Source organism: Pseudomonas sp. BF-B-30 (assembly GCF_019956305.1).
Classification (GTDB): domain Bacteria; phylum Pseudomonadota; class Gammaproteobacteria; order Pseudomonadales; family Pseudomonadaceae; genus Aquipseudomonas; species Aquipseudomonas jessenii.
The window spans coordinates 76,620-103,211 of record NZ_JAHBDG010000044.1 but is presented as its reverse complement, the minus strand read 5'-3'; the positions used below and the strand labels follow the sequence as shown (position 1 = coordinate 103,211).

General features: G+C 60.4%; 27 protein-coding genes, 1 other RNA gene and 1 pseudogene. 18 read left to right on the top strand and 11 right to left on the bottom strand.

Going from position 1 to position 26,592, the window contains the following annotated elements:
- Positions 1 to 32: 32 nt before the first annotated feature.
- The 4 genes from KGB29_RS21210 to KGB29_RS21195 are packed head-to-tail and all read right to left on the bottom strand — an operon-like array spanning position 33 to position 2,880.
- Positions 33 to 770 (bottom strand): amino acid ABC transporter ATP-binding protein, encoded by a 738-nt coding sequence (locus tag KGB29_RS21210; RefSeq protein WP_150813730.1) that lies wholly within the window; start codon positions 768 to 770, stop codon positions 33 to 35.
- On the bottom strand, positions 757 to 1,407 hold the full coding sequence (locus tag KGB29_RS21205; protein ID WP_057712811.1) for an amino acid ABC transporter permease: 651 nt from the start codon (positions 1,405 to 1,407) through the stop codon (positions 757 to 759). Before KGB29_RS21205 ends, KGB29_RS21210 begins: the two co-directional genes overlap by 14 nt.
- Complete coding sequence (locus KGB29_RS21200; protein WP_150813731.1) at positions 1,404 to 2,072, bottom strand: amino acid ABC transporter permease; 669 nt, start codon at positions 2,070 to 2,072, stop codon at positions 1,404 to 1,406. The genes KGB29_RS21205 and KGB29_RS21200 overlap by 4 nt, the downstream gene beginning before the upstream one ends.
- Before the next feature lie 22 nt (positions 2,073 to 2,094).
- Complete coding sequence (locus KGB29_RS21195) at positions 2,095 to 2,880, bottom strand: transporter substrate-binding domain-containing protein (protein ID WP_150813732.1); 786 nt, start codon at positions 2,878 to 2,880, stop codon at positions 2,095 to 2,097.
- 255 nt (positions 2,881 to 3,135) lie between these two features.
- Between KGB29_RS21195 and KGB29_RS21190 the strand changes: the two genes are divergently transcribed.
- The 7 genes from KGB29_RS21190 (at position 3,136) to KGB29_RS21160 (ending at position 11,464) form a co-directional block, all read left to right on the top strand.
- Entirely contained in the window at positions 3,136 to 3,843 is a 708-nt protein-coding gene (locus KGB29_RS21190; RefSeq protein WP_150813733.1) for a FadR/GntR family transcriptional regulator, read from the top strand.
- Positions 3,844 to 3,963: 120 nt separating this feature from the next.
- Positions 3,964 to 4,293: a thioredoxin TrxA gene (trxA, locus tag KGB29_RS21185; protein ID WP_003206727.1), complete on the top strand. Its 330-nt coding sequence runs from the start codon at positions 3,964 to 3,966 to the stop codon at positions 4,291 to 4,293.
- A gap of 247 nt (positions 4,294 to 4,540) precedes the next feature.
- On the top strand, positions 4,541 to 5,800 hold the full coding sequence (gene rho / locus KGB29_RS21180) for a transcription termination factor Rho (protein WP_057712815.1): 1,260 nt from the start codon (positions 4,541 to 4,543) through the stop codon (positions 5,798 to 5,800).
- Positions 5,801 to 5,982: 182 nt separating this feature from the next.
- A complete protein-coding gene (locus KGB29_RS21175; protein WP_150813734.1) occupies positions 5,983 to 7,980 on the top strand; it encodes an acyltransferase family protein in 1,998 nt (665 codons plus the stop codon).
- Positions 7,981 to 8,049: 69 nt separating this feature from the next.
- Positions 8,050 to 9,516 carry a 4-hydroxy-3-polyprenylbenzoate decarboxylase gene (gene ubiD / locus KGB29_RS21170; RefSeq protein WP_008048693.1) on the top strand — a complete coding sequence of 489 codons (1,467 nt, stop codon included), beginning with the start codon at positions 8,050 to 8,052 and terminating at the stop codon, positions 9,514 to 9,516.
- Positions 9,516 to 10,484: a CDP-6-deoxy-delta-3,4-glucoseen reductase gene (locus KGB29_RS21165; protein WP_090452076.1), complete on the top strand. Its 969-nt coding sequence runs from the start codon at positions 9,516 to 9,518 to the stop codon at positions 10,482 to 10,484. The genes ubiD and KGB29_RS21165 overlap by 1 nt, the downstream gene beginning before the upstream one ends.
- A 311-nt stretch (positions 10,485 to 10,795) precedes the next feature.
- Positions 10,796 to 11,464, top strand: a complete 669-nt coding sequence (locus KGB29_RS21160) for a gamma-glutamylcyclotransferase (RefSeq protein ID WP_090452075.1) — start codon at positions 10,796 to 10,798, stop codon at positions 11,462 to 11,464.
- Here KGB29_RS21160 and glpT read toward each other — a convergent pair.
- Positions 11,440 to 12,789 (bottom strand): glycerol-3-phosphate transporter, encoded by a 1,350-nt coding sequence (glpT, locus tag KGB29_RS21155; protein WP_008048696.1) that lies wholly within the window; start codon positions 12,787 to 12,789, stop codon positions 11,440 to 11,442. The two genes, KGB29_RS21160 and glpT, sit on opposite strands and share 25 nt — an antisense overlap.
- 410 nt (positions 12,790 to 13,199) lie before the next feature.
- The gene (locus KGB29_RS21150; protein WP_150813735.1) at positions 13,200 to 14,177 is read right to left on the bottom strand and encodes an NADPH:quinone oxidoreductase family protein; all 978 of its coding nucleotides are present in this window, start codon (positions 14,175 to 14,177) and stop codon (positions 13,200 to 13,202) included.
- Positions 14,178 to 14,327: 150 nt separating this feature from the next.
- On the opposite strand from KGB29_RS21150, the gene KGB29_RS21145 reads away from it, so the two are divergent.
- On the top strand, positions 14,328 to 14,735 hold the full coding sequence (locus KGB29_RS21145) for a flagellar basal body-associated protein FliL (protein WP_032829534.1): 408 nt from the start codon (positions 14,328 to 14,330) through the stop codon (positions 14,733 to 14,735).
- A 142-nt stretch (positions 14,736 to 14,877) separates the two neighbouring features.
- Here KGB29_RS21145 and KGB29_RS21140 read toward each other — a convergent pair whose 3' ends face one another.
- Positions 14,878 to 15,330, bottom strand: coding sequence for an EVE domain-containing protein (locus KGB29_RS21140; RefSeq protein ID WP_150813736.1), 453 nt, complete (start codon positions 15,328 to 15,330; stop codon positions 14,878 to 14,880).
- A gap of 195 nt (positions 15,331 to 15,525) precedes the next feature.
- Between KGB29_RS21140 and KGB29_RS21135 the strand changes: the two genes are divergently transcribed.
- Positions 15,526 to 15,681 carry a hypothetical protein gene (locus tag KGB29_RS21135; protein WP_007982896.1) on the top strand — a complete coding sequence of 52 codons (156 nt, stop codon included), beginning with the start codon at positions 15,526 to 15,528 and terminating at the stop codon, positions 15,679 to 15,681.
- A gap of 35 nt (positions 15,682 to 15,716) precedes the next feature.
- On the opposite strand, the gene KGB29_RS21130 is transcribed toward KGB29_RS21135, so the two are convergent.
- The 4 genes from KGB29_RS21130 to KGB29_RS21115 all read right to left on the bottom strand — a co-directional run bounded on the left by KGB29_RS21130 (position 15,717) and on the right by KGB29_RS21115 (position 17,141).
- A complete protein-coding gene (locus KGB29_RS21130; RefSeq protein ID WP_150813737.1) occupies positions 15,717 to 16,322 on the bottom strand; it encodes a 5-formyltetrahydrofolate cyclo-ligase in 606 nt (201 codons plus the stop codon).
- 86 nt (positions 16,323 to 16,408) lie between these two features.
- A non-coding RNA gene (gene ssrS / locus KGB29_RS21125) (6S RNA) lies at positions 16,409 to 16,587 on the bottom strand.
- A 30-nt stretch (positions 16,588 to 16,617) separates the two neighbouring features.
- Positions 16,618 to 16,935: a cell division protein ZapA gene (locus KGB29_RS21120; RefSeq protein ID WP_057712821.1), complete on the bottom strand. Its 318-nt coding sequence runs from the start codon at positions 16,933 to 16,935 to the stop codon at positions 16,618 to 16,620.
- Positions 16,932 to 17,141, bottom strand: coding sequence for a TIGR02449 family protein (locus tag KGB29_RS21115; protein ID WP_007982902.1), 210 nt, complete (start codon positions 17,139 to 17,141; stop codon positions 16,932 to 16,934). The genes KGB29_RS21120 and KGB29_RS21115 overlap by 4 nt, the downstream gene beginning before the upstream one ends.
- Positions 17,142 to 17,335: 194 nt before the next feature.
- Here KGB29_RS21115 and KGB29_RS21105 point away from each other — a divergent pair, with 194 nt between their 5' ends.
- The 9 genes and pseudogenes from KGB29_RS21105 (at position 17,336) to gcvH (ending at position 26,557) form a co-directional block, all read left to right on the top strand.
- Entirely contained in the window at positions 17,336 to 17,893 is a 558-nt protein-coding gene (locus KGB29_RS21105) for a YecA family protein (protein WP_150813738.1), read from the top strand.
- A 27-nt stretch (positions 17,894 to 17,920) separates the two neighbouring features.
- Positions 17,921 to 19,255: a Xaa-Pro aminopeptidase gene (gene pepP, locus KGB29_RS21100; RefSeq protein ID WP_150813739.1), complete on the top strand. Its 1,335-nt coding sequence runs from the start codon at positions 17,921 to 17,923 to the stop codon at positions 19,253 to 19,255.
- Positions 19,252 to 20,439, top strand: coding sequence for a 2-octaprenyl-6-methoxyphenyl hydroxylase (ubiH, locus tag KGB29_RS21095; RefSeq protein ID WP_150813740.1), 1,188 nt, complete (start codon positions 19,252 to 19,254; stop codon positions 20,437 to 20,439). Before pepP ends, ubiH begins: the two co-directional genes overlap by 4 nt.
- 49 nt (positions 20,440 to 20,488) lie before the next feature.
- Positions 20,489 to 20,584 (top strand): annotated as a pseudogene (locus tag KGB29_RS21090) (tetrameric acyl-CoA thioesterase); the annotation flags it as partial.
- Positions 20,585 to 20,593: 9 nt separating this feature from the next.
- The gene (locus KGB29_RS21085) at positions 20,594 to 21,811 is read left to right on the top strand and encodes a 2-octaprenyl-3-methyl-6-methoxy-1,4-benzoquinol hydroxylase (protein ID WP_191626106.1); all 1,218 of its coding nucleotides are present in this window, start codon (positions 20,594 to 20,596) and stop codon (positions 21,809 to 21,811) included.
- A gap of 248 nt (positions 21,812 to 22,059) precedes the next feature.
- The gene (locus KGB29_RS21080) at positions 22,060 to 23,064 is read left to right on the top strand and encodes an extracellular solute-binding protein (RefSeq protein WP_057712826.1); all 1,005 of its coding nucleotides are present in this window, start codon (positions 22,060 to 22,062) and stop codon (positions 23,062 to 23,064) included.
- 205 nt (positions 23,065 to 23,269) lie between these two features.
- The gene (locus KGB29_RS21070; protein ID WP_150813742.1) at positions 23,270 to 24,886 is read left to right on the top strand and encodes an ABC transporter permease; all 1,617 of its coding nucleotides are present in this window, start codon (positions 23,270 to 23,272) and stop codon (positions 24,884 to 24,886) included.
- Between the two features lie 156 nt (positions 24,887 to 25,042).
- A complete protein-coding gene (gene gcvT, locus KGB29_RS21065; RefSeq protein ID WP_102669327.1) occupies positions 25,043 to 26,125 on the top strand; it encodes a glycine cleavage system aminomethyltransferase GcvT in 1,083 nt (360 codons plus the stop codon).
- A gap of 48 nt (positions 26,126 to 26,173) precedes the next feature.
- Positions 26,174 to 26,557, top strand: coding sequence for a glycine cleavage system protein GcvH (gene gcvH, locus KGB29_RS21060; protein WP_150813743.1), 384 nt, complete (start codon positions 26,174 to 26,176; stop codon positions 26,555 to 26,557).
- The last annotated feature ends 35 nt before the right edge of the window (positions 26,558 to 26,592 follow it).

Genomic DNA, 26,592 nt, shown 5'->3' with positions numbered 1-26,592 from the left:
GCGAAGGCGGCCTTCCGGTCAACAAAGATCTATCAGCCCGCCGCCTCAACCGTCCCAATAAAATTCGCCAGCTCCGCCGTCTGCGGATTCGCGAACAGAATCTTCGGATCCCCAACCTCATGCACCTTGCCCTGGTGCATGAACACCAACTTATCCCCAACCTCCCGGGCGAAGCGCATTTCGTGGGTGACCATGATCAGCGTCATGCCTTCCCTGGCCAGTTGCCGGACCACGCTCAGTACTTCATTGACCAGTTCCGGGTCCAGTGCCGAGGTGATTTCGTCGCATAGCAAAACCTTCGGCGACATCGCCAGTGCCCGGGCAATCGCTACCCGCTGTTGCTGCCCGCCGGACAGCCGATCAGGGAAGGCATCGAACTTTTCCCCCAGCCCGACTCTTTCCAGCATCTGCCGTGCCAGTTCGGCAGCTTTGGCTTTTGGCACTTTCTGCACCACTTGCGGCGCGAGCATGACGTTCTCGCCGACGGTCAGGTGCGGGAACAGATTGAACTGCTGGAACACCATGCCGACTTTCTGCCGCAGGCTGCGCAGGTCGGCGCGGGCGGCGTCGAGGTACTCGCCGTCAACTTCTATCACGCCGTCGTTGATCGACTCCAGGCCGTTGAGGGTGCGCAGCAAGGTGGACTTGCCCGAGCCACTACGGCCGATGATTGCCACCACCTGGCCTTCCTCGATGCTCAGGTCGATGCCTTTGAGCACATGGTGATCGCCGTAGTATTTATGCAGGGCGGAAATTCTAAGCAGAGGCATGCAGTCTCCTTTCCAGGTATCGCGCACTGAGCGACAAGGGGTAGCAGAGCAGGAAGTAGCCGAGGGCGACGAGGCCGTAGACCATGAACGGTTCGAAGGTGGCGTTGGCGAGCATGCCGCCGGTCTTGGTCAGCTCGGTGAAGCCGATGATCGAGGTGACGGCGGTGCCTTTGACCACTTGCACCGAAAACCCCACTGTCGGCGCCACGGCGATGCGCAGGGCCTGGGGCAGGATCACATGGCGCAATTGTTCCAGCGGGTTCAGCGCCAGGCTCGATGAGGCTTCCCACTGGCCGTTTGGAATCGAATCGACGCAACCGCGCCAGATCTCCGCCAGATAAGCACTGGTGAACAACGTCAGTGCAATCGCCGCGGCCATCCACGGCGAAATCTCGATCCCGGCCAACGCCACGCCGAAAAACACCAGGAACAGTTGCATCAATAGCGGTGTGCCCTGGAACAGTTCGATGTAAGTGCGGGCGAAACTGCGCGGCAGGGATTTTTTCGAGATGCGCATGACCATGATCAGTAAGCCAATCAGTCCGCCGCCAATGAACGCCACCAGCGACAGCGCCAGCGTCCATTGCAGGCCCGTGAGCAGGTTGCGCACGATGTCCCAGAAAGTGAAGTCGCTCATCGGCTGCTCCTTGCGATGAAGCGGTGGCCAAGCCAGTTCAGCAACTGGCGGATCAGCAGCGCCATGCACAGGTACAGCAGTGTGGTCAGGGCGTAGGTTTCAAAGGCGCGGAAGTTGCGCGACTGAATGAAGTTGGCGGCGAAACTCAGCTCTTCCGTCGCGATTTGCGAACACACCGCCGAGCCGAGCATCACGATGATGATCTGGCTGCTCAGGGCCGGCCAGACTTTGCCCAGTGCCGGCAGCAGCACCACATGACGGAACGCTTCGAAGCGCGTCATCGCCAGTGCCGCTGCGGCTTCCAGCTGACCCCGGTGGATCGACTGGATGCCGGCGCGGATGATCTCGGTGGAATAGGCGCCGAGGTTGATGACCATCGCCAGCACCGCCGCCTGCCATTCGGAAATCTGCACGCCCAGGGACGGCAAGCCGAAGAAGATGAAAAACAACTGCACCAGAAATGGCGTGTTGCGGATCAACTCGACGTAGACCGCGAAAATCCCCGCGAAAGGCCGGATGTTCCACGCCCGCACCAGCGCCCCGACGATGCCCAGCCCCACGCCGAGCACAGCGCCGATGGCGGTCAGCTCAAGGGTGAACAACGCACCGCGCAGCAACAGATCGGTGTTGTTCACCACCGGCAGGAAATCGAACTGATAAGCCATAAAACGTCTCCAGCGCGCCGAATCAGAGATCGGCCGGCAGCGGTTCTTTCAGCCAGGTCAGGGCGTTCTTTTCCAGCGCGCCGTCGCTCTTGGCGGTCACAAGAATCTGGTTGACCTTGTCCAGCAGCGCCGACTCGTTCTTGTTCACGCCGACGTAGACCGGTGAGTCCTTGAGCTTCACTTTCAGCGCCGGCACGCGTTTCGGGCTCTTCTCGCTGATGGCGACCATCACCACGTTGCCGCTGGCGATCAGGTCGACTTGCCCGGCCAGGTACGCGGCAATGGTCGAGTTGTTGTCTTCGAAACGCTTGATGGTCACGCCTTCGGGGGCGACCTTGGTCAGCTCGATATCTTCGATGGCACCACGGGTGACGCTGATGGTCTTGCCCTTGAGATCGTCCAGGCCCTTGATGTCGGCGTCTGGCGGACCGAACACGGCAAGGTAGAACGGCGCGTAGGCGCGGGAGAAGTCGATGACTTTTTCGCGCTCCGGGTTCTTGCCGAGGCTGGAGATCACCAGGTCGACCTTGCCGGTGGTGAGGAACGGGATGCGGTTGGTGCTGTTGACCGGCGTCAGTTCGAGTTTGACCTTGAGCTGGTCGGCCAGCAGTTTCGCGGTGTCGATATCGAGGCCGCGGGGTTTCATGTCCGGGCCGACCGAGCCGAATGGCGGGAAGTCCTGGGGCACGGCCACCTTGAGGACGCCGCGCTTGACCACATCCTCCAGACCATCGGCGTGGGCGGGTGCCAGGCTCAGCATCAGGCTGGCGAACAAGGCTGCGAGGAGGGCGCTGTAACGCTGGGTCATGGCAAATCTCCGGATCGGCAAGAAGTGATTTCTGCGGATCGACAGAGCATGGGCCATGCCAACATGGGGTTTTGAGGGCGCCAGGGCACGGTTTTGCTGGCGTCGCACGGTCTTACTGGTCTGAACAGTCAGGTTGCTTTTCGCACCCCGATGGCGCAGCCGTGAAAATCTCCGAACCCCCATGGGGCACGACTTGCCGGACGTCGCGAATAGCTTTACAACTGAGCGCACATTGGCTGGTTCGTCTGGAAAACCATGAACTCGATCTCCCGCGCCGTACCTGAAGTGGCGCTGCAAGCCATCCGCAAACTGATTACCGAACAGGGCTTCGGGCCGGGGGATGCCTTGCCCTCGCAACGGGACCTGGCGGTGCAATTGGGGGTCAGTCGGGCGTCGTTGCGCGAGGCGTTGTCATCGCTGAGTGCGCTGGGGGTCATCAGTATCCAGCCGGGCAAAGGCGTATTCGTGCAATCGCCCGTGGAGCTACCGCGGGGCGATGCGGCGCCGGGCTGGCCGTTCGCGGCGCAGGCTTCGCCGTTGGACATCTTTCAGTTGCGCTATGCGCTGGAGGGTTTTGCTGCGGGGTTGGCGGCCGGAACCTTGAGCACCGACGAACTCGATGCGCTGGAAGACAATGTCGCCGCCATGCGCAATGAGCTGAAGTCCGGCGACTTCGAAGCCGCGGCCCGGCTGGATTTCGAATTCCACCGCCGCATCCTGCTGGCCAGCGGCAATCAGGCGATGCTGAGCATCCTGACCGCCAGCGCCGACATCTTCCTGGAAAGCCAGAAGCTACCGTTCATCCGGGTTGAGCGGGCCATGGAAACCTGGCAGGAACACCGCAAAATCCTTCGTGCGCTGGCTCGCCGAGCGTCTGGCGCCGCGCAAAAGGCCATGCAAGAGCACGTACGTAACGCCGCGTTGCGCACCGGAATCGCGTTCATCGCTCCCGCCACTTCATGACCTGAGCTATACCCAAACTCATGGATCACCATAGCGAGACTCAATCATCTGCACCTTCCTGAACGAGGGAAGGACCGCTATGATGGGCCACGTTTTTTTGCTTACAACCTGGAGAATTCCATGAGCAGCGATCTTATCAAACACGTTAGCGACGCTAGCTTCGAGGCCGACGTACTCAAGGCCGAAGGCGCTGTACTGGTCGATTACTGGGCTGAATGGTGCGGCCCTTGCAAAATGATCGCTCCTGTTCTGGACGAGATTGCCGAGACTTACAAAGGCAAGCTGACCGTTGCCAAGCTGAACATCGACGAAAACCAGGAAACCCCGGCCAAGCATGGCGTGCGCGGTATCCCGACCCTGATGCTGTTCAAGAACGGCAACGTTGAAGCGACCAAGGTCGGCGCACTGTCGAAGTCGCAACTGGCTGCATTCCTCGACGCCAACATCTAAGCGTCGTTGCAAAGTGTCCTGAAAAAGCCCCGCAAATAGCGGGGCTTTTTGCGTATTCAGGGCTAGACGCTCCTAAACTCAGATGGTACATTCGGCCCCGCACTGGTTTCTCCATTGCCCCCTGCTAGCCGTCGCCGACGCACTCCTTTTCGAATAAGTACGCGATCCTGTCGCCTTCTCCGCGGCGCGGCCTCATTAAGCCAAAAGCTTAATTTCCCCCCTCCATAAATGATTACGTCATTCCTATATGAATCTGACTGAACTCAAGCAAAAGCCGATTACCGAACTGCTCGAATTGGCCGAACAGATGGGCATAGAAAATATGGCCCGTTCGCGCAAGCAGGACGTGATTTTCTCCCTGCTCAAGAAGCACGCGAAAAGCGGTGAGGAAATCTCCGGTGATGGCGTGCTGGAGATTCTCCAGGACGGCTTCGGCTTCCTGCGCTCCGCTGACGCTTCCTATCTCGCAGGTCCAGACGATATCTACGTCTCGCCGAGCCAGATCCGTCGTTTCAACTTGCGCACCGGTGACACCATCGTTGGCAAGATCCGCCCTCCAAAGGAAGGCGAGCGTTATTTCGCGCTGCTCAAGGTCGACACGATCAACTTCGACCGTCCGGAAAACGCGAAGAACAAGATTCTCTTCGAGAACCTGACCCCGCTGTTCCCGACCGTGCGCATGAAGATGGAAGCCGGCAACGGTTCCACCGAAGACTTGACCGGTCGTGTCATCGACCTGTGCGCCCCGATCGGTAAAGGCCAGCGCGGTCTGATCGTTGCACCGCCGAAAGCCGGCAAGACGATCATGCTGCAGAACATTGCCGCGAACATCGCGCGTAACAATCCTGAAGTTCACCTGATCGTGCTGCTGATCGACGAACGTCCGGAAGAAGTAACCGAAATGCAGCGCACCGTGCGCGGTGAAGTGGTTGCCTCGACGTTCGACGAGCCGCCAACCCGTCACGTGCAGGTTGCCGAAATGGTGATCGAGAAGGCCAAGCGCCTGGTCGAGCACAAGAAAGACGTGGTGATCCTGCTCGACTCCATCACTCGTCTGGCTCGCGCCTACAACACCGTGATCCCGAGCTCCGGCAAGGTACTGACCGGTGGTGTCGATGCTCACGCCCTGGAGAAACCGAAGCGTTTCTTCGGCGCCGCGCGGAACATCGAAGAAGGCGGCTCGCTGACCATCATCGCCACCGCGCTGGTTGAAACCGGCTCGAAGATGGACGAAGTGATCTACGAGGAATTCAAAGGCACCGGCAACATGGAGCTGCCTCTGGATCGCCGCATCGCTGAAAAACGCGTGTTCCCGGCCATCAACATCAACCGTTCCGGCACCCGCCGCGAAGAGTTGCTGACCGCCGACGACGAGCTGCAGCGCATGTGGATTCTGCGCAAACTGCTGCACCCGATGGATGAAATTGCTGCCATCGAGTTCCTGGTCGACAAGCTGAAAACGACCAAGACCAACGACGAATTCTTCCTGTCGATGAAGCGCAAGTAACATCGCCCGTTGAGTTCAAGAGAATGGCGCCCCGGTGGGGCGCCTTTTTTTTACCTGGGCCATGGGAGGTTTTTGATTGGCCAAGGTCAGTTGGTTAGCACTTCAACCAGCCGCGTTTGCAGTCATCTCCGGGGGCGATGCTCAAGCGCGCTGAAAATAACGATCTGACTGGTTTAATGCTTATGAGCTCACTGGCTTATCGAAGGGATATCGACGGCTTGCGCGCAGTGGCGGTGATTGCCGTCGTGCTGTTTCACTTTGGCGTTCCTGGGTTTACCGGCGGCTTTGTCGGCGTGGACGTGTTTTTCGTGATTTCCGGTTACCTGATCACGTCGATCATCTGGAATCAGCGCCAGGCCGGGCAATTCAGCTTCGTCGATTTCTGGGCCCGGCGTGCGCGGCGGATTTTGCCGGCGTTGTTCGCGATGATCATTGCGGTGCTGGCGGTCGGCTGGTTTTTGCTGGCACCGAAGGATTACGAAGAGCTGGGGCGATCGGTGCGTTACCAAGTGATGTTCGTCTCCAACATCCTGTTCATGCGCCAGGACGGCTATTTCGATGTCGCCTCCGATCTCAAGCCCCTGCTGCACACCTGGTCGCTGGCGGTGGAGGAGCAGTTTTACATCGTCTTCCCGTTGCTGCTGACACTGCTGTCGAGCCGTCTCAAGCATTGGCGACTGGCACTGTTCAGCGTATTGCTGCTGTCCTTTGGTTTGAGCGTGTGGGCTGTCGCCCATCATCCGGAAAAAGCTTTCTTCCTGTTGCCTATGCGTGCGTGGGAGCTATTGGCCGGTGCGATGCTGGCGGTAGCACCCAAGTCTGCATGGCGTCTCAAGCCGATGGCGGCGCAGTGGCTGAGCCTGCTCGGTATGTTGCTGATCCTGTTGGCGGTGTTCGGTTATGACAAGGCCACGCCATTCCCGGGTGTCGCGGCGTTGCTGCCGGTGCCGGGTGTGGTGCTGCTGATTCTGGCCAACGGTCATCGTGAAACCTGGGTTGGTCAGTTTTTGAGCAGTCGGATAATGGTCGGCCTCGGTCTGATTTCATATTCCTGGTACCTGTGGCACTGGCCGGTGTTCGTATTCTCCAGCTATGCCAGCGTCGGTGAAACGAGTGTTTTCGACAGTGTCGGGTTGATTTTACTGACGCTGTTGCTGGGTTATCTGTCCTGGAAATTCGTCGAAACCCCGTTTCGTGAGCGTCGCCTGCTCGCCGGGCGCCGGCAGATTCTGCTCGCTGGTGCCTGCGGCGTCCTGGTGCTCGGCCTGGCCGGACAAGCCTTGCGATGGACCGACGGCCTGCCATGGCGTCTGTCTGACCAGGCCCTGCAATACGCCAAGGGTCGCGAATGGCGGCCAGAGCTGATGGCCTGCCTGGCCGATGACAAGACGCCGGATGACAAGTTGTTCTGCCGTTATGGCGCGCAAAACCGCCTGCCCCCAGCGCTTGTCTGGGGCGATAGCCATGCCACGGCGTTGATTCCGGTTTTCGACGAGGGTGCCAAGGCCCATGGCGTCAATGTGATGCTCGCCAGTTCTGCCGGCTGTTTGCCTGTCGCAGGCCTGGAGCACGATGCGCGTTGTGCGCGGTTCAATCGACGTGTTGAACAGGCCCTGAAGCCGCAAGCTGTCAGCGATGTGGTGCTGGTTGCGCACTGGAGCCTATACCTCTACGGCGATGCCAAAGGTGATCTGGGCCACGCTCTGAAAAACCCTGACGGGCATTACGATCGCGCAATTGCCGAACAACGTCTGGCCGATGGCTTGCGTACCCGAGTCGCGCAATTGCGTGCCGGCGGGCATCGGGTCTGGCTGGTAAAAGAGGCGCCGTTGCAGGCCTTCAGCCCACCGTATCGCCTCACCCGTCTGGCAATGCTGGCCCGTCCGGTCGACGATGTCGGGCTGGCGCTCGCAGAGCATCACAAGCGCCAGGCATTCATCAGTCAATTGTTCGCACAACTGGCGCAGGACCCGGCGGTACAGGTGGTGGACCCGGCGCCAAGACTGTGTGATGCCAGCGGTCTGTGCCGCGCCGAACGCGGCGGTTACTCGTTGTACACCGATGACAATCACCTCTCGGAAGTCGGTGCGCGGTTCGTGGCGCCGATCCTCGAACCGCTGTTTGTCAGTCTGCAAGCCAGGGCAAACCCGGGGAAACCGCAGGTGAATGCATCCAGATAAGCAGCGATAAGCTGCCAGCGGCCGGCAGAGCAGGTAGGATGTACGCCTATTTTTCGGGTGCCATCATCAATGAAATTCAAGGATCTTCGGGATTTCGTGCAGCAGCTTGAGCAGCGCGGAGAGTTGAAACGCATCCAGATCCCCGTCTCTCCAGTGCTGGAGATGACCGAGGTGTGTGATCGCACGCTGCGTGCCAAAGGCCCGGCGCTGTTGTTTGAAAAGCCGACAGGCTATGACATCCCGGTACTCGGCAACCTGTTCGGTACCCCCGAGCGGGTCGCCATGGGCATGGGTGCCGAGTCGGTCAGCGAGCTGCGCGAGATCGGCAAGCTGCTGGCGTTCCTAAAGGAACCTGAGCCGCCCAAAGGCTTGAAGGATGCCTGGTCCAAGCTGCCGATCTTCCGCAAGATCATTTCGATGGCGCCCAAAGTCGTCAAGGACGCGGTGTGCCAGGAAGTGGTCATCGAAGGCGACGACGTCGACCTGGCCATGCTGCCGGTGCAGACCTGCTGGCCGGGCGATGTCGGTCCGCTGATCACCTGGGGCCTGACCGTCACCAAAGGCCCGAACAAGGATCGCCAGAACCTCGGTATCTACCGTCAGCAAGTGATCGGTCGCAACAAGGTCATCATGCGCTGGCTGAGCCACCGTGGCGGCGCGCTGGATTACCGCGAGTGGTGCGAAAAGCATCCGGGCCAGCCGTTCCCGGTTTCCGTGGCCCTGGGCGCTGACCCGGCGACTATCCTCGGTGCCGTGACCCCGGTGCCCGACAGCCTTTCCGAATACGCCTTCGCAGGCCTCTTGCGCGGTAACCGCACTGAGTTGGTGAAGTGCCGCGGCAACGATCTGCAAGTGCCGGCCACCGCCGAAATCATCCTCGAAGGCGTGATCCATCCGGGCGAGATGGCCGATGAAGGCCCATACGGCGACCACACCGGTTACTACAACGAAGTCGACAGCTTCCCGGTGTTCACCGTCGAGCGCATTACCCATCGGATCAAGCCGATCTACCACAGTACCTACACCGGCCGTCCGCCGGATGAGCCGGCAATCCTCGGCGTGGCATTGAACGAAGTGTTCGTGCCGATCCTGCAGAAGCAGTTCCCGGAGATCACCGATTTCTACCTGCCGCCCGAAGGTTGCTCGTACCGCATGGCCATCGTGACCATGAAAAAGTCGTATCCGGGCCACGCCAAGCGGGTAATGCTGGGTGTCTGGTCGTTTTTGCGACAGTTCATGTACACCAAGTTCGTTATCGTCACCGACGACGATATCAACGCCCGGGACTGGAACGACGTGATCTGGGCCATCACCACGCGCATGGACCCCAAGCGCGACACCGTGATGATCGATAACACGCCGATCGACTACCTCGACTTCGCCTCGCCGGTTTCCGGCCTGGGGTCGAAAATGGGCCTCGATGCCACGCATAAATGGCCGGGCGAAACTACTCGCGAATGGGGCCGGGTCATCGTCAAGGATGATGCCGTGACCCAGCGGATCGATGCCATTTGGAATCAGTTAGGAATAGATTGATGCGTGTAACCTTGCAGCCCTCCGGAGCAGTACTTGAGATATTGCCCGGCGAGCGGATTCTCGATGGCGCACGACGTCTGGGCTACGAATGCCCGCAAAGCTGCCGCAACGGCAATTGCCACGTGTGCGCGGCGCTGCTGGTGGAAGGCCGGGTCGAGCAGGCTGGCAATGTGCGTGACCATGGCGAGTTCTACACTTGCATAGCGGAGCCGCTGGAAGACTGCATCGTGCTGTGGGATGGCGTGCTCGCGCTGGGAGAACTGCCGGTGCGCAGCGTGTCGTGTCAGGTCATTGAGTGCAAGGAGGTGGGCGGCGACACCTGGCGCGTGCGTCTGCGGGCTCCGGCCGGCAAACCGCCGCGCTACCACGCTGGCCAGTACCTGATGATCGAACGGGAGAACGGCGAAAAGTCCGCATTCTCCCTCGCCTCGGCACCGCATGCGGGGCGCGACCTGGAAATCCACGTACTGGCGCGCGAATCCAGTGCGCTGAGCCTGATCGAACAGCTCCAGCGCAACAGTATGGTGCGGGTCGAATTGCCGTTCGGCGATACCCACCTGGAGGAGTTGCCGGAAGGTTCTCTCGTGCTGATCGCCGCGGGTACCGGCATGGGCCAGATCCACAGTCTGATCGAGCATTGCCGGGCTTCGGGTTTCAAGCACCCGGTGCATCTGTATTGGGGCGTGCGTCGTCCTGAAGATTTTTATCAGATCGAGCATTGGGACGAATGGCTGAAGTTGCCCAACCTATTCCTGCACAAGGTCGTCAGCGATCAATGCGGTTGGGAAGGGCGGTGCGGCATGTTGCATGAAGCGGTCTGTGAAGACTTCCCTGACCTCAAGCCGCTACACGTGTACGCCAGCGGCTCTCCGGCCATGGTCTACGGCACGCTGGATGCTCTGGTGGAAGCGGGAATGGATGCTCATCAAATGCGCGCCGATGTGTTTGCGTACGCGCCGCGGTCTTGATCTGCCCCGACCACCTTGTAGGAGCGAGCCTGCTCGCGATGGTCGTTAACGATTACTCGGGCAGTCAGGCTACCCGCAGCGTTCTTGATTCCATCGCGAGCAGGCTCGCTCCTACAGGTATATAACTCCACATATAGCCAATCGGCATTTATAAATTTTTATAAATATCGGTAGGTTATATGTTGTCCAGGCAATTCATTAAGAACTGTGCCATGGCATTTAAATTGCCTTAAAACTTATGTGCCTTATTGTTACAGCCGTGCGTTCTATTAAGTAATTCTTCACCCGCGGGGAGCTGAACGCTATTCGCCATGAGCGCCATTGAATCTGCTTTTTTGAATCTGGCTTACCCTCCGCGGCTCGATCTGGGGCCGCAGCTCACTCACGAACAACTGCTCAGCTCGATGCAATCGACCATGGCGCGCCACAAGGGCGGGCCGGTGTGGCTGTTTGCGTATGGCTCGCTGATCTGGCGCCCTGAATGCACGGCGGTTGAGCGGGTTCGCGGCCGGGTGCATGGCTACCATCGCGGGTTGTACCTGTGGTCCCACGAACATCGCGGCACACCGGAAATGCCCGGCCTGGTGTTTGGCCTGGATCGCGGCGGTTCTTGCAGCGGTTTCGCCTATCGCTTGCCCGAAGAGCAACTCGAAGCCTCGCTCTACGCACTTTGGCAGCGCGAGATGCCTTTCCCTTCCTACCGCCCGCACTGGCTCAACTGCCGCCTCGACGATGGCAGCCAGGTTCAGGCATTGGGCTTTGTGCTGGAGCGACACCTGCCCAGCTATGCCGGTAACTTGCCGGACCATGTGCTGAGCCATGTGTTCGAAAACGCCTGCGGGCGCTACGGCACCACTCGCGATTATGTCGAGCAGACCGCGCACGCCCTTCGTAGCCACGCCATGCCAGACCGGAATCTGGAGGCGCGGCTCAAGCGCTGTAAATCAAAGGCCGATCAAGCGAGTGCTTCGCGGCCCTGACTGGCGATTTGTTTGTGCCGTAGTGTCGGGGCCAGGAAGGCCATCGCCAACAGGCAGGCACCGACCAGCAGAACGAAACCGCCGTCCCAACCGAAATGGTCCACGGTGTAGCCCATCGCTGCACTGGCCGCGACCGAACCGCCCAAGTAACCGAACAGACCGGTAAAGCCCGCCGCCGTACCGGCAGCTTTCTTCGGTGCCAGTTCCAGCGCCTGCAGGCCGATCAGCATCACCGGGCCGTAGATCAGGAAGCCAATGGACAGCAGCGCGATCATGTCGACCATCGGATTGCCGGCCGGGTTGAGCCAGTAAACCAGCGTCGCGACCGTCACCAACGCCATGAACACCATGCCGGTCAGGCCACGGTTGCCACGGAAGATCTTGTCCGACATCCAGCCGCACAGCAGCGTGCCCGGGATACCTGCCCACTCGTAGAAGAAGTACGCCCACGAGGTTTTATCCACAGTGAAACCCTTGGCTTCCTTGAGGTAGGTCGGTGCCCAGTCCAGCACGCCGTAGCGCAGCAGATAGACAAAGACGTTGGCCAAGGCGATGTACCAGAGCATTTTGTTGCGCAGCACGTATTTGACGAAGATTTCCTTGGCGCTGAATTCCTCTTCGTGGCTGGCGTCGTAGCCTTCCGGGTAGTCGTTCTTGTATTGCTCGATCGGCGGCAGGCCAACCGATTGCGGGGTGTCGCGCATGGTCACAAAGGCAAACACCGCTACTGCCAGCGCCACGGCTGCCGGTACGTAGAACGCGGCGTGCCAGTCATTGAACAGCCCCATGCCGATCAGGAACAACGGGCCGATCAGGCCACCGCCGACGTTGTGCGCCACGTTCCAGACGGACACCACGCCGCCACGTTCCTTCTGCGACCACCAGTGCACCATGGTCCGGCCACTCGGCGGCCAACCCATGCCCTGCGCCCAGCCGTTGATGAACAGCAAAATGAACATCATGGTCACGCTGGACGTCGCCCAGGGCGCGAAACCGAAAATGAACATCACCCCAGCCGACACCAGAAGACCGAATGGCAGGAAGAAGCGCGGGTTGGAACGGTCGGACACCAGGCCCATGAGAAACTTCGACAGACCGTAGGCAATCGCGATGGCGGACATCGCCAGACCCAACTGGCCACGGGAGTAGCCCTCATCGATCAGATACGGCATGGCCAGGGAGAAGTTCTTGCGCAGCAGGTAGTAACCGGCATAGCCAATGAAAATGCCGGCGAAAATCTGCCAGCGAAGGCGTCGGTAGGTGCTGTCTATTTTTTCTTCAGGCAATGGAGCCTGATGTGCGGCAGGACGAAAGAAAGCAAACATTCAAGAGCTCCAGATTTCTTGTTTTGACTGCGGATACGAATGTTACAGTTTCGTTACCGAAAATAGCACCGGTTCTCATCGGCAAAACAGCGGAAATGTTGGAAGTCGCGCGTTCCTTTATGAACATGTCGCTCAGATGTAAGTGAAGGGCGTTGTAGGAAGCGTTACCTGCTTTCGGTTTTCAGCTGGACCCGCAGTTACCTGACCCACTCGCTTTCACCGACTCAATTGCCGGAAGAGAAACGTCTGGCTCTGATTGCCAAGCTCAATGCCAGCGTCCGTTCGATTGTGCAGCGGTGTAGCGCACATCCGGCGAGTCGGTATGTGCGGTTTTTGCCGGAGGAGATTCGGGTGTTGCTTTGACGGCAATAAAAGCGCGGCTACGTGGCCGCGCTTGTTTGCAGAGAGATTCAGCGAACCTGCACCACCACTTTCCCCACCGCTTTACGCTGGCCAAGGTCATTGATCGCCTGCGCCGCATTGCTCAGCGGATACACCCGGGACACCAGAGGCTTGAGCTTGCCTTCGGCAAACCAGCCAAACAACTGCTGGAAGTTCGCCGCGTTGTCCTGCGGCTGGCGTTGGGCGAACGAGCCCCAGAACACGCCGAGCACTGCCGCACCTTTAAGCAAGGCCAGGTTGACCGGCAATTCGGGAATGCGACCGCTGGCGAAGCCGACCACCAGCAAGCGGCCGTTCCAGGCGATGGCGCGGATGGCCTGGTCGAACAGGTCGCCGCCGACCGGGTCGTAGATCACGTCGGCACCCTGGCCGTCGGTCAGACGCTTGATTTCGTCCTTCAGGCTGGTTTCGCTGTAGTTGATCAGTTCGTCGGCGCCGGCGGCCTTGGCCACGGCGAGTTTCTCTGCGCTGCTGGCCGCCGCGATCACCCGGGCGCCCATGGCTTTGCCGATTTCCACCGCCGCCAGGCCGACACCGCCGGAAGCACCCAGTACCAGCAGGGTTTCGCCCGGTTGCAGGTTGCCGCGCTGCTTGAGGGCATGCATCGAGGTGCCGTAGGTCATGCTGAAGGCGGCGGCGGTGTTGAAGTCCATCGATGGCGGGATCGGCAGTGCGTTGTAGCCCGGCACGGCGACCTGCTCGGCAAAGCTGCCCCAGCCGGTCAGGGCCATGACCCGGTCACCGACTTTCAAGTGACTGACTTTTTCACCCACTGCGCTGACCACGCCAGCCGCTTCACCACCCGGCGAAAACGGGAAGGGCGGCTTGAACTGGTATTTGCCCTCGATGATCAACGTATCGGGGAAGTTCACCCCGGCGGCGTGCACGTCCAGCAGGATTTCATTCTTCTTCGCGACAGGACTGGCGACGTCTTCCAGCACCAGCGATTCGGCAGGGCCGAAGGCTTTGCACAGCACGGCTTTCATCAGGGCTATTCCTTTGGGAGTGATGGCCGATAAGTGTAGGTGTGTGGGTCGATGGGTCAACGAGCATGCCCGGCCCTGATAGTCAGCCATAAGCTTGTGCTTGCGCGGCGGGTCGTTATGCTAGGCCGCAAACCGGATAAGGAGCGAATTTTGAAAGCGTGGATCATGTTGATGCTGGCCCTGTCTCTGCCTGTGGCAGCGGTGGCCGAAGAAGCCAAAGAAGATGCAGCTCCGAAGGTCAGTTACATCACCCTGAGCCCGCCGTTCGTGGGTAACTACGGGCTGGACGGCACGCCGAAACTCAAGGTCTACAAGGCCGATGTGGCGTTGCGGGTGACCGGTGACGAGGCCGCCAAGGCGGTGAAGGCCAATGAACCCTTGATCCGCAATCAATTGGTCGCACTGTTCGCCCAGCAGACCACCGAGACGATGAACAACGTCGAGGCCAAGGAAAAGCTGCGTCAGGAAGCCCTGAAACAGACCCAGCAGGTGATGAACGACGAAACCGGTAAGCCGGTGGTTGAGGATTTGTTGTTCAACAACCTGATCATTCAGTAAGAACTCTGCTGTCCGGGCCGGCCTCTTCGCGGGCAAGCCCGCTCCCACAGGTTTCTTTGGTGTATACGTGATCGTGTTCCAACACAAATCCATTGTGGGAGCGGGCTTGCCCGCGAAGAGGCCGGTACAGGCAATAAATGACTCAAGGCTTTAAAGCAATCACCGCCGCCCACTGCTCCGGGGTTACGGGCATCACCGACAGTCGCGAGCCTTTCTGCACCAGTGGCAACTCGGCCAGCGCCGTCTGCTGTTTCAGATAATCCAGTTTCAGCACTCGGGCAAACGTCTCGACATGCGCGACATCGATCGCACTCCAGGCGTTTTTCTCCGGAGTGGCCTTCGGGTCAAAATAATGGCTCTCTGGCTCCAGCGCCGTCGGGTCCGGATACGCGGCTTCGACAATCTTGCCGATTCCGGCAATCCCCGGCTCGGGGCAGCTGGAATGATAGAAAAAGAACTCATCCCCCACCGCCATGGCCCGCAGGAAATTGCGTGCCTGATAGTTGCGAACCCCGTCCCAGCGCGCTTTGCCGAGCTTTTCCAGCCCTTTGATCGAGAGTTCGTCGGGCTCGGATTTCATCAGCCAATAGGCCATGTCTTTTGCTCCTTGCGTGGTGATTGAGCAGCTTGTCGGCGATTTTATGACAAACCGACAGTCGGTTGACGTCAGCATTTGCGCAGCGGTTCACGTTGTCGCAAAATGCCGGCCTTTAAAGCTTGACGCTGCTGCACGGCCTACAAACGGAAACCGCTGCTGTCATCGTGTTGATGTGCCTTTGGGGGGCAATCGATGAAACGCAAACCGGATTTACTATGGATTTTGGTCATTTTGTTTGGCCTTGGCGTCGTGACCACTGGCTATGCCCAAAGCCTATGGGCCAACAAGACCGATGCGCCGGTCGAACTCGCCCAATTGCAGCAACAGTCGACAGCCTTCAAGCGCTGATCCTGTTGCCTCGGCGCCACTGATCGAAGTGGCGCCTAGCCTGCGTAATACCAGGCCTTGTCCGTCACCGTTCCTTGCAGCGGCACATCCCAGCTCGCCTGAGCCAATCGCGCCACTTTCTGACATTCATGGGCCAGCCCCAACAGCGTCGGCTTGCGCCAGCCATTTCGTCGCGCCAGGTAGGCCAGGCTCCGGTCGTAGAAACCACCGCCCATTCCCAGGCGTCCGCCGACATCGTCAAAACCCACCAATGGCAACAGCACCAGATCCAGCGCCCAGATCTTGCGCTGCCGGGCGAGGTTGGCCCGTGGTTCGAGAATACGGAAGCGGTTGGGTTTGAGTTTTTCCCCGGGACGGATGCGCTGGAACACCATTTTGGTTCGCGGCCAGGCGCTCAGCACCGGTAGATAGGTGGCTTTGCCCCGGCGTTGCGCGGCGCGCAGCAACAGACGCGGATCGATTTCACCGTCGGTGGGCAGGTAGAGGGAGATGTGCCGGGCGCGGCGGAACAGCGGTTGCTGGGCCAATTGCTTGTACAGCCCGCGAGCGGCCTGGCGTTGCTGGCTGGGTGTCAGTGCGCGGCGGGCCTTGCGCAGCATGCGTCGAAGTTGCGGGCGGGGGAGCAGCGCAGGTTCGGTCATGTATTCGGGCTTCAACAATGCGGATACGTGAAGCGTACCCGTAAAAACGCCAATGCCGGTATCAAAACCGGCATTGGACTGAAATCAGGCTCCCCGAATGTGCCGCTGTCGACTTAGCCCTTGAACCCGAAAGTTCAAGGTGGAAGATGCAGTAGGCTTTAAGGCTTTCCGTCTAGCGGACATGCACACCAGCCCAACGTGCAACCTCCAGGGTATAGCAAATCGGCTCAGGGACATCGCCAACTGGCAAGCACCCCAGGGAGTGAGGGGATTATACCGCAAGCGGCGGCGCGAATCAGCCTTTGGTGACATCCGGATCGGTGGCGAGCGCCAGATCGACGCGATCGAGCAGGTCACGCACTTGTTCGCGGGTCGAGCCGCTGGCCTGGATATCCGGCCGTTCTTCCTTGTGCAACAGGTCGTGGGTGATGTTCAGCGCGGCCATCACGGCGATACGGTCGGCGCCGATGACTTTGCCGCTGCTGCGGATCTCGCGCATCTTGCCGTCCAGATAACGGGCGGCGCTGATCAGATTACTGCGCTCTTCCTGAGGGCAGATGATCGAATACTCTTTGTCGAGGATCTGCACGGTGACGCTATTGCTTGAACTCATGAGTCTTGCTCCAGGGCCTTGAGGCGCGAAATCATCGATTCGACCTTACGCCGGGCGATTTCGTTTTTTTCAATGAGGTGCGCGCGTTCCTCGCGCCAGGTCTTTTCCTGAGCTAGTAAGAGTCCGTTTTGACTCTTAAGTTGCTCGACTCGGGTAATCAGCAGTTCGAGTCTGGCCATCAGCGCTTGCAGGTCGGTGTCTTCCATTGTCTTCACTGTCTGATGGGTGTCGGACTGCAGGAGCGAGCTCGCTCGCGATGAACCCGAGAACGCCGCGGGGTGTCAGGTACCCAACGTTATCGTTGGCGACCATCGCGAGCAAGCTCGCTCCTACAGGGGTAGTCGATGTAGGATACAAGGCCTTCATTCTAGACATAGCGCCGTCTGGCGCCTAGCTGCCCATGACCATTCAGAATTCCCCGTACCAAGCCTTCGCCACCCTGCTGACTTCCAGCGGTCATAACGTCTCGCCTGCCGAACTGCATGGCCTGCTGCTCGGCCGCAGCTGTGCCGGCGCCGGTTTCAATGCCGAAGAGTGGTTGATCGACGCCGCCGAACTGCTCGAAAGCGAGCCGCAGGACAACGTTCGCAACGCCTTGATCGGCTTGCAAGAGATGGTCAAGGGCGAGCTAACGGGCGATGACGTGACCGTCGTTCTGCTGTTGCCGACCGATGACGCCCCCCTCACCGACCGTGCTGTCGCACTGGGCCAGTGGTGCCAGGGTTTCCTCAGCGGCTTCGGCCTGAACTGCCGTGACAGCAGCGCCCTGAGCACCGAGGCCACCGAGGTGCTGCAGGATCTGGCGGCCATTTCCCAGGTGCAGGATGCCCTGGAAGAGTCCGACGACGGCGAAAACGACTACATGGAAGTCATGGAATACCTGCGCGTCGCACCGCTGCTGCTGTTCTCCGAGACCAAAAAAGACGTACCGGTCGCCGCCAAACCGTCGCTGCACTAATCGTTTGCCAGGGAACGCCATCTGCCCATGATCCATATCCCGAAATCGGAATACAGCCGTCGCCGCAAGGCCCTGATGGCGCAGATGGAACCCAACAGCATCGCCATCCTGCCCGCCGCCGCGGTGGCCATTCGTAACCGCGACGTCGAGCACGTTTACCGCCAGGACAGCGACTTCCAGTACCTCAGCGGCTTTCCCGAGCCCCAGGCCGTATTAGTGTTGATGCCGGGGCGCGTACATGGCGAATACATCCTGTTCTGCCGCGAACGCAATGCCGAGCGCGAGCTGTGGGATGGCCTGCGTGCCGGGCAGGAAGGCGCGATTCGCGACTTCGGCGCCGACGATGCCTTTCCGATCACTGATATCGACGACATCCTGCCGGGCCTGATCGAAGGCCGTGACCGGGTATATTCGGCCATGGGCAGCAACCCCGAATTCGATCGCCACCTGATGGAGTGGATCAACGTGATCCGCTCCAAGGCCAACCTCGGTGCCCAGCCGCCGAACGAATTCGTTGCCCTGGATCATCTGTTGCACGACATGCGCCTGTATAAATCGGCGGCAGAAGTGAAAGTGATGCGCGAGGCGGCGCGGATTTCCGCCCAGGCGCACGTACGGGCAATGCAGGCCTGTCGCGCCGGATTGCACGAATTCAGCCTGGAAGCCGAGCTCGATTACGAATTCCGCAAGGGCGGGGCGAAGATGCCGGCCTACGGGTCGATCGTCGCGGCGGGGCGCAACAGCTGCATCCTGCATTACCAGCAGAATGACGCGCTGCTCAAGGACGGGGATCTGGTGCTGATCGATGCCGGTTGCGAGATCGACTGCTACGCCAGCGACATCACCCGGACCTTTCCGGTCAGCGGCAAATATTCAGCGGAACAGAAAGCGATCTACGAATTGGTGCTGGCCTCCCAGGAAGCCGCCTTTGCCGAAATCGCCCCGAACAAGCACTGGAATCAGGCGCACGAGGCCACGGTCCGGGTCATCACGGCCGGGCTGGTCAAGCTGGGTCTGCTGCGTGGTGACGTTGACGAACTGATCGCCAGTGAAGCCTACAAGGCGTTTTACATGCACCGCGCCGGCCATTGGTTGGGCATGGATGTGCATGACGTCGGCGAATACAAGGTCGGCGGCGAGTGGCGCGTGCTGGAAGTCGGCATGGCGCTGACCGTGGAACCGGGGATCTATATCGCCCCGGACAACCAGAATGTTGCGAAGAAATGGCGCGGCATCGGCGTGCGCATCGAGGACGACGTAGTGGTTACCAAAACCGGCTGTGAAATATTGACGAGCGGCGTGCCTAAAACCGTCGCCGAGATCGAGGCCCTGATGGCCGCCGCGCGGACACAGGCAGCATGAGTCGAGTCAACCTGGCAATCATCGGTGGCGGGCTGGTCGGTGCAAGTCTGGCACTGGCGCTTCAGGCTGGGGCCAAGGCCCGAGGCTGGAAGATCGTGTTGATCGAACCGTTCGCTCCTGGCGACACCTGGCAACCGAGTTACGATGCCCGTTCCTCGGCGTTGTCCTTCGGCTCGCGGCAAATCTATCAACGGTTGGGTGTCTGGCAGGAAGTCTCGCGCCGCGCCGAGCCGATCAAGCAGATTCATGTTTCCGACCGTGGTCGATTCTCGACGGCGCGGTTGTCGGCAATGGAAGAGGGTGTTCCAGCGCTGGGTTATGTCGTTGAAAACGCCTGGCTCGGCCAATGCCTGTGGCAAGGCCTGGACAAGGACGTGATCAGATGGCACTGCCCGGCGGAAGTCACCCGCATGGAGCCGCTGACCGACGGCTACCGCCTGACCCTCAATGATGAAACCACCCTGGAATGCGACCTCGCGGTGCTCGCCGATGGTGGCCGCTCCGGCCTGCGCGAGCAACTTGGGATCGGCATCCGCAAGCGTCCATACAACCAGAGCGCGCTGATCGCCAACATCACCCCGAGCGAAGCCCACAACGGCATGGCTTTCGAGCGCTTCACCGACGAAGGCCCGATGGCGTTGCTGCCGCTTCCGGATAATCGCTGCGCATTGGTCTGGACCCGCCTGGGCATGGACGCGCAACGCCTGGCAGCCCTCGACGAGCGCAGCTTCCTCAGCGAGTTGCAGGGTGTGTTCGGTTATCGCCTTGGCACATTGAAGCAGGTGGGGGCGCGGCATCTGTATCCGCTGACACTGGTCGAGGCCGAAGAACAGGTGCGCCCGCATCTGGCGGTGCTCGGCAACGCGGCGCACAGCCTGCATCCGATTGCCGGCCAGGGATTCAACCTGTCCCTGCGCGACGCTCAGGCCCTGGCCAATGCCTTGCTCGCCAGTGAAAAACCATTGGGCGACTTCGCCACGTTGCAGGCCTATCGCGAACACCAGCGTCTCGATCAGGACCTCACCGTGGGCTTCTCCGATCAGGTTACGCGCCTGTTCGGCAGTACCCAGCCGCTGGTGTCCCTGGGGCGCAACATCGGCTTGCTCGGCCTCGATCTGCTGCCACCGGCCAAACGCTGGTTTGCCCGGCAGGCGATGGGGCTGGGTACGCGTCCAGATGCGTAACTGGCTGATCCGCCGATTCGGCAAGGCGCGATTGATAAAATGCCTGCCTTGCAGGTTCGACATTCATGACAGCGCCGGCCACTGGGTGGCGCGGGTCGGGAAAACCCTTTACGTGCGGCTCAAGCCGCAAGAGAGACAGGCTTAAAGCATGGAAATGCGCGCAGATCTGCTGATTGTCGGGGCCGGAATGGTCGGCAGCGCCCTGGCGCTGGCGTTGCAGGACAGCGGGCTGGAAGTCCTGCTGCTGGACGGCAGCCCCATGAGCGTCAAACCGTTCAACGCTCAGGCAGCGTTTGAGCCACGGGTGAGCGCCTTGTCGACTGCCAGCCAGCGGATTCTCGAGCGCCTGGGCGTGTGGGACGGCATCGCCGGGCGGCGCAGCAGCCCCTACACCGACATGCAGGTCTGGGATGGCAGCGGCACCGGGCAAATCCACTTCTCGGCGGCCAGCGCGCATGCCGAGGTGCTGGGGCATATCGTCGAGAACCGCGTGGTCCAGGATGCCTTGCTTGAGCGTCTGCACGATTGCGACCTGGGGTTGCTGGCCAATGCTCGCCTGGAGCAGATGCGCCGCTCCGGCGATGACTGGCTGCTGACCCTGGCCGATGGCCGCACCCTGCGCGCGCCACTGGTGATCGCGGCAGATGGCGCCAACTCGGCGGTGCGACGCCTGGCCGGAGTGGCGACCCGCGAATGGGATTATTTGCACCATGCCATCGTCACCAGCGTGCGTTGCGCCAAACCGCATCAGATGACGGCGTGGCAGCGTTTCACCGACACCGGCCCGTTGGCGTTTCTACCCCTTGAGCGGGACGGCCAACAGGATTGGTGTTCGATCGTCTGGTCGACCACACCCGGCGAAGCCGAACGTCTGATGGCGATGGATGAACAAGGTTTCTGCAAGGCATTGGAGCGGGCCTTTGAAGGTCGGCTCGGTGAAGTGCTGAGCGCCGATCCGCGCCTGTGTGTGCCCCTGCGTCAGCGGCATGCCAAGCGGTATGTGGCTGAAGGCCTGGCATTGATCGGCGACGCGGCCCACACCATTCACCCGTTGGCCGGGCAGGGGGTGAATCTCGGATTCCTCGATGCCGCCGTGCTGGCCGAAGTGTTGCTGCAAGCGGCAACACGTGGCGAACGCCTGGCGGATGTGAAAGTCCTCAGCCGTTACGAGCGTCGACGCATGCCCCACAACCTGGCGCTGATGGCGGCGATGGAAGGCTTCGAGCGGTTGTTCCAGGCCGATCCGTTGCCGGTGCGCTGGTTGCGTAATACCGGGTTGAAAATGGTGGAGAAGATGCCGGAAGCCAAGGCGTTGTTCGTGCGTGAAGCGCTGGGGTTGACCGGGGATTTACCGGCACTCGCCAAGGCCTGAGATTTTTGTTGAGGTTAAGGGCCCCTTCGCGAGCAAGCTCGCTCCCACAGGAATTCAGGTGTTAATGCAATTTGTGTGAACGCTGGAGAACCCTGTGGGAGCGAGCTTGCTCGCGATGTCGGCAGTTCGGCCACCCAATATTCCAGCTTGTGCAACATCTGGTAACTCCTCCGCAAGCGGGTTCGATTGAGAAGCTAAATGTGAGTCCTTATCATTTGTCCTCATTTTTCAATCGAGAGACCGCTCCCATGTTGGCACCGAAGCGTCTACTGACTGCACTGGCCTTGACCCTGATCGGCAGCACCGCCGCCCAGGCCGCTGACGAAGTGGTGGTCTACTCCTCGCGAATCGACGAGCTGATCAAGCCAGTATTCGATGCCTACACCGCCAAGACCGGCGTGAAGGTGAAGTTCATCACCGACAAGGAAGCGCCGCTGATGCAGCGGCTCAAGGCCGAGGGCGCGAATACGCCGGCCGACCTGCTGCTCACCGTCGATGCCGGCAACCTCTGGCAAGCCGAGCAGATGGGCATCCTCCAACCGTTCACCTCGAAAACCATCGACACCAATATTCCGCTGCAATACCGGGCAGCCTCCCACGCCTGGACCGGCCTGAGCCTGCGGGCGCGGACCATTGCCTACTCCACAGATCGGGTGAAGCCGGGTGAACTGACCACCTACGAAGCGCTGGCCGACAAGCAATGGGAAGGCCGCCTGTGCCTGCGCACGGCGAAGAAGGTCTACAACCAGTCCCTGACCGCGACCATGATCGAAGTGCACGGCGCCGGGAAGACCGAGGAAATCCTCAAGGGCTGGGTCAGGAACCTGTCCACTGACGTGTTCTCCGACGACACCGCCGTGCTGGAAGCGATCAACGCCGGTCAGTGCGATGTCGGTATCGTTAACACCTACTACTACGGCCGCCTGCACAAGCAGAAGCCAGACCTGCCGGTGAAACTGTTCTGGCCGAACCAGGCTGACCGTGGCGTACACATCAACCTGTCGGGTATCGGCCTGACACAACACGCGCCACACCCGGAAGCGGCCAAGGCTCTGGTGGAGTGGATGACCACCCCTGAAGCGCAGAAAATCTTTGCCGACGTGAACCAGGAGTTCCCGGCGAATCCGGCCGTGCAGCCATCGGCTGAAGTCGCCGCATGGGGCAAGTTCATTGCTGATACCTTGCCCGTGGAAATCGCCGGCAAGCGCCAGGCTGAGGCGATTCGCATGATGGACAAGGCTGGCTGGAACTGAGCCAGCTGTTATGCTGCGCCCCGCCTAGGCGGGGCGTTTGTTTTTGCGTTACGCACCCCTGACGCTGTAGGAGCGAGCTTGCTCGCGATGAACGTCAGGGCGCCGCGGACCGTCAGGCTTCCCGCATTATCGTTGACGTTTTTCGCGAGCGAGCTCGCTCCTACCAGTGTCGATCTCATCCATTAGATAGTAGAGAACCAAGCCTGTGGCCCATCCCGCCCAACGCCGCTGGTATCCAGTCGTCTTCGCCATTGCTGCGCTGGTCCTGTTGCCCCTGAGCGTGTTGCTGCTGTCCTGGCAAACCATCGATCAACAGATCTGGTCTCATCTCTGGGACACGCAGATGCCGCGTTTGCTGGGCAATACCCTGACCCTGGTGCTAGGCGTCGGTGTCGGCGTGACAGTCCTGGGTGTCAGCCTGGCCTGGCTCACCAGCCTTTGCGAATTCCCCGGTCGGCGCTGGCTGGACTGGGCATTGATGCTGCCCTTCGCGATCCCGGCCTATGTGCTGGCCTTCGTCTTCGTCGGCCTGCTGGATTTTGCCGGGCCCGTGCAAACCCTGCTGCGCGAGTGGTTTGGCAGTGGCCTGCGGCTGCCGCGCGTGCGCTCCACGGGTGGCGTGATCGTCGTGCTCGTGCTGGTTTTCTATCCCTATGTTTACCTGCTGGCCCGCACAGCCTTCCTTGCCCAGGGCAAAGGCCTGATGGAAGCCGCGCGGGTCCTTGGCCAATCGCCCTGGCAAGCGTTCTGGCGGGTGGCATTGCCCATGGCGCGGCCAGCCATCGGTGCGGGCGTGGCATTGGCACTGATGGAAACCCTGGCGGACTTCGGCGCAGTGTCGGTGTTTAACTTCGATACCTTCACCACGGCCATCTACAAGACCTGGTACGGTTTTTTCAGCCTGTCGTCCGCCGCGCAACTGGCCAGCCTGTTACTGCTGGTGGTGATGCTCGTGCTCTACGGCGAACGACGTGCCCGTGGGGCGAACCGGGCGAGTAACGAGCGACCACGGGTCAAGGCGCTGTATCACCTGCGAGGCGTCAAGGCACTGGCGGCCACGATGTGGTGCTGCCTGGTGTTCGCCTGTGCTTTCGTTATCCCGATGCTGCAATTGGTGGTGTGGTTCTGGCTGCGTGGGCGCTTCGATCTCGACGAGCGCTACACCGGGTTGATCGTCCATACCTTGTACCTGGGGGCGATGGCGGCGTTGATCACCGTCAGCGTCGCCTTGTTACTGGCGTTTGCCCGACGACTGGCGCCCACCCGGGTCATTCGTTCCGGGGTCAGTCTGGCCAACCTGGGCTACGCCTTGCCCGGTTCGGTTTTGGCGGTGTCGATCATGCTCGCGTTCAGTTACCTGGACCGCGAACTGGTGATCCCGCTCTCGAGTTGGCTCGGTGGTGCGGGCAAGCCGCTGCTGCTGGGCAGCCTGTCGGCATTGTTGCTGGCCTATCTGGTGCGCTTCATTGCGGTGGCTTACGGACCGCTGGAAAGCAGCCTGGCGCGTATACGGCCATCTTTGCCCGAAGCGGCACGTAGCCTTGGCGTCAGTGGGCCACGACTGTTTTTCAAAGTGTATCTGCCATTATTACTACCCGGCACGTTGAGCGCCGCGCTGCTGGTGTTCGTCGATGTGCTCAAGGAAATGCCCGCAACCTTGCTGATGCGCCCGTTTGGCTGGGACACGCTGGCGGTGCGAATCTTCGAAATGACCAGCGAAGGCGAATGGGCGCGGGCGTCTTTGCCGGCATTGACTCTGGTACTGGTCGGGCTGTTACCGGTCATCGGATTGATCCGACGCTCAGCACATCGAAACAGCTAGGTGTCAGTCCTACACCTTGCGGCTACAATGCGCGGCATTCGGTGCGGTCCGTCTGACAGACCAGGTAGCTGAAATCGGTTGAAGGCCCTTTATTTCAAGGCATTCAGTCCGTGCAGCACCAGCCCGCACCTTCGCCACGCCCGGAAGGAGAAACCCATGGGACAGCGTACGCCTCTGTATGACCTTCATCTCGCACTCGGCGCGAAGATGGTCGATTTTGGCGGTTGGGACATGCCTCTGCATTATGGATCGCAGGTCGAGGAACACCATCAGGTGCGCCGCGATTGCGGTGTCTTCGATGTATCCCACATGACCGTAATCGATGTCGGTGGCGCCCAGGCAAAGGCCTGGCTCCGGCATTTACTGGCCAATGATGTCGAACGCCTGCACAGCCCAGGCCGTGCGTTGTACAGCACCATGCTCAACGAGCAGGGCGGGATTGTCGACGACATGATCGTCTACCGTCTCGATGAGGGTTATCGCCTGGTGGTCAACGCCTCCACCCGCGATCAGGACATGGCCTGGATGCAAGCGCATCTCGACGGTTTCGATGTGCAACTTCGCGAGCGTTCCGAGTTGGCGATGCTGGCCATCCAGGGCCCCCACGCCCGGCAGAAAATTGCCGAACTGGTCAGTCAGTCCCGCGGCAACCTGATCCAGCTCCTCAAGCCTTTCGAAGGCCTGTCCGATGGTGACTGGTTCATCGCACGCACCGGTTATACCGGCGAAGACGGCCTGGAAATCATTCTGCCGGCCGATCAGGCGCCAGGCTTTTTCAACGATCTGGTCGGCGCCGGGATTTCTCCCATCGGTCTTGGCGCGCGGGATACCTTGCGGGTCGAAGCCGGCATGAATCTTTACGGTCAGGATATCCAGCAGGATATTTCACCCTTGGCCTCCAATATGGCCTGGACCATTGCCTGGGAACCTGCCACCCGGCAGTTCATCGGGCGCAAGGCGCTGGAAGCCGAGCAGGCTGCCGGTGTACAGCAAAAACTGGTCGGTCTGGTCCTTGAGGAACGCGGTGTTTTGCGCGCTCATCAGGTGGTCCGCATCGCCGATGTTGGCGAAGGGGAGATCACCAGTGGTAGTTTCTCTCCTACGCTAAGCAAGTCGATTGCACTGGCGCGCGTGCCGATGGCAACAGCCGACCGCGCTGAAGTGGAAATCCGTGGCAAGTGGTACCCGGTCCGGGTGGTCAAACCGACCTTCGTACGCCACGGCAAAACCTTGATCTAATCTTTTCTGGCGGACATGACCGCCGACCATTTCCTGAGGACACAGAACATGAGCGATATCCCTGCCGACCTGCGTTTTGCCGAAAGTCACGAATGGGCACGTCTGGAAGCCGATGGCACCGTCACCGTGGGCATCAGCGATCACGCGCAGGAAGCGCTGGGTGACGTGGTGTTTGTCGAGCTGACTGAGGTCGGCAACGTGTTTGCTGCCGGTGATCAGTCGGGTGTCGTTGAATCGGTCAAAGCCGCTTCCGACATTTATGCACCGATCAGCGGTGAAGTGATCGCGGTCAATGAAGCGTTGAGCGCTGAGCCTGAGCTGCTCAACTCCGATCCGTACGGCGCGTGGATCTTCAAGCTCAAGCCAAGCGACACCGCCGAGCTGGAAAAACTGCTGGATGCCGCCGGCTACAAGGCCGCCATCGGCGAGTAAGCCTTCAGCGTCATCCAAAGCCCCGACTCGTCGGG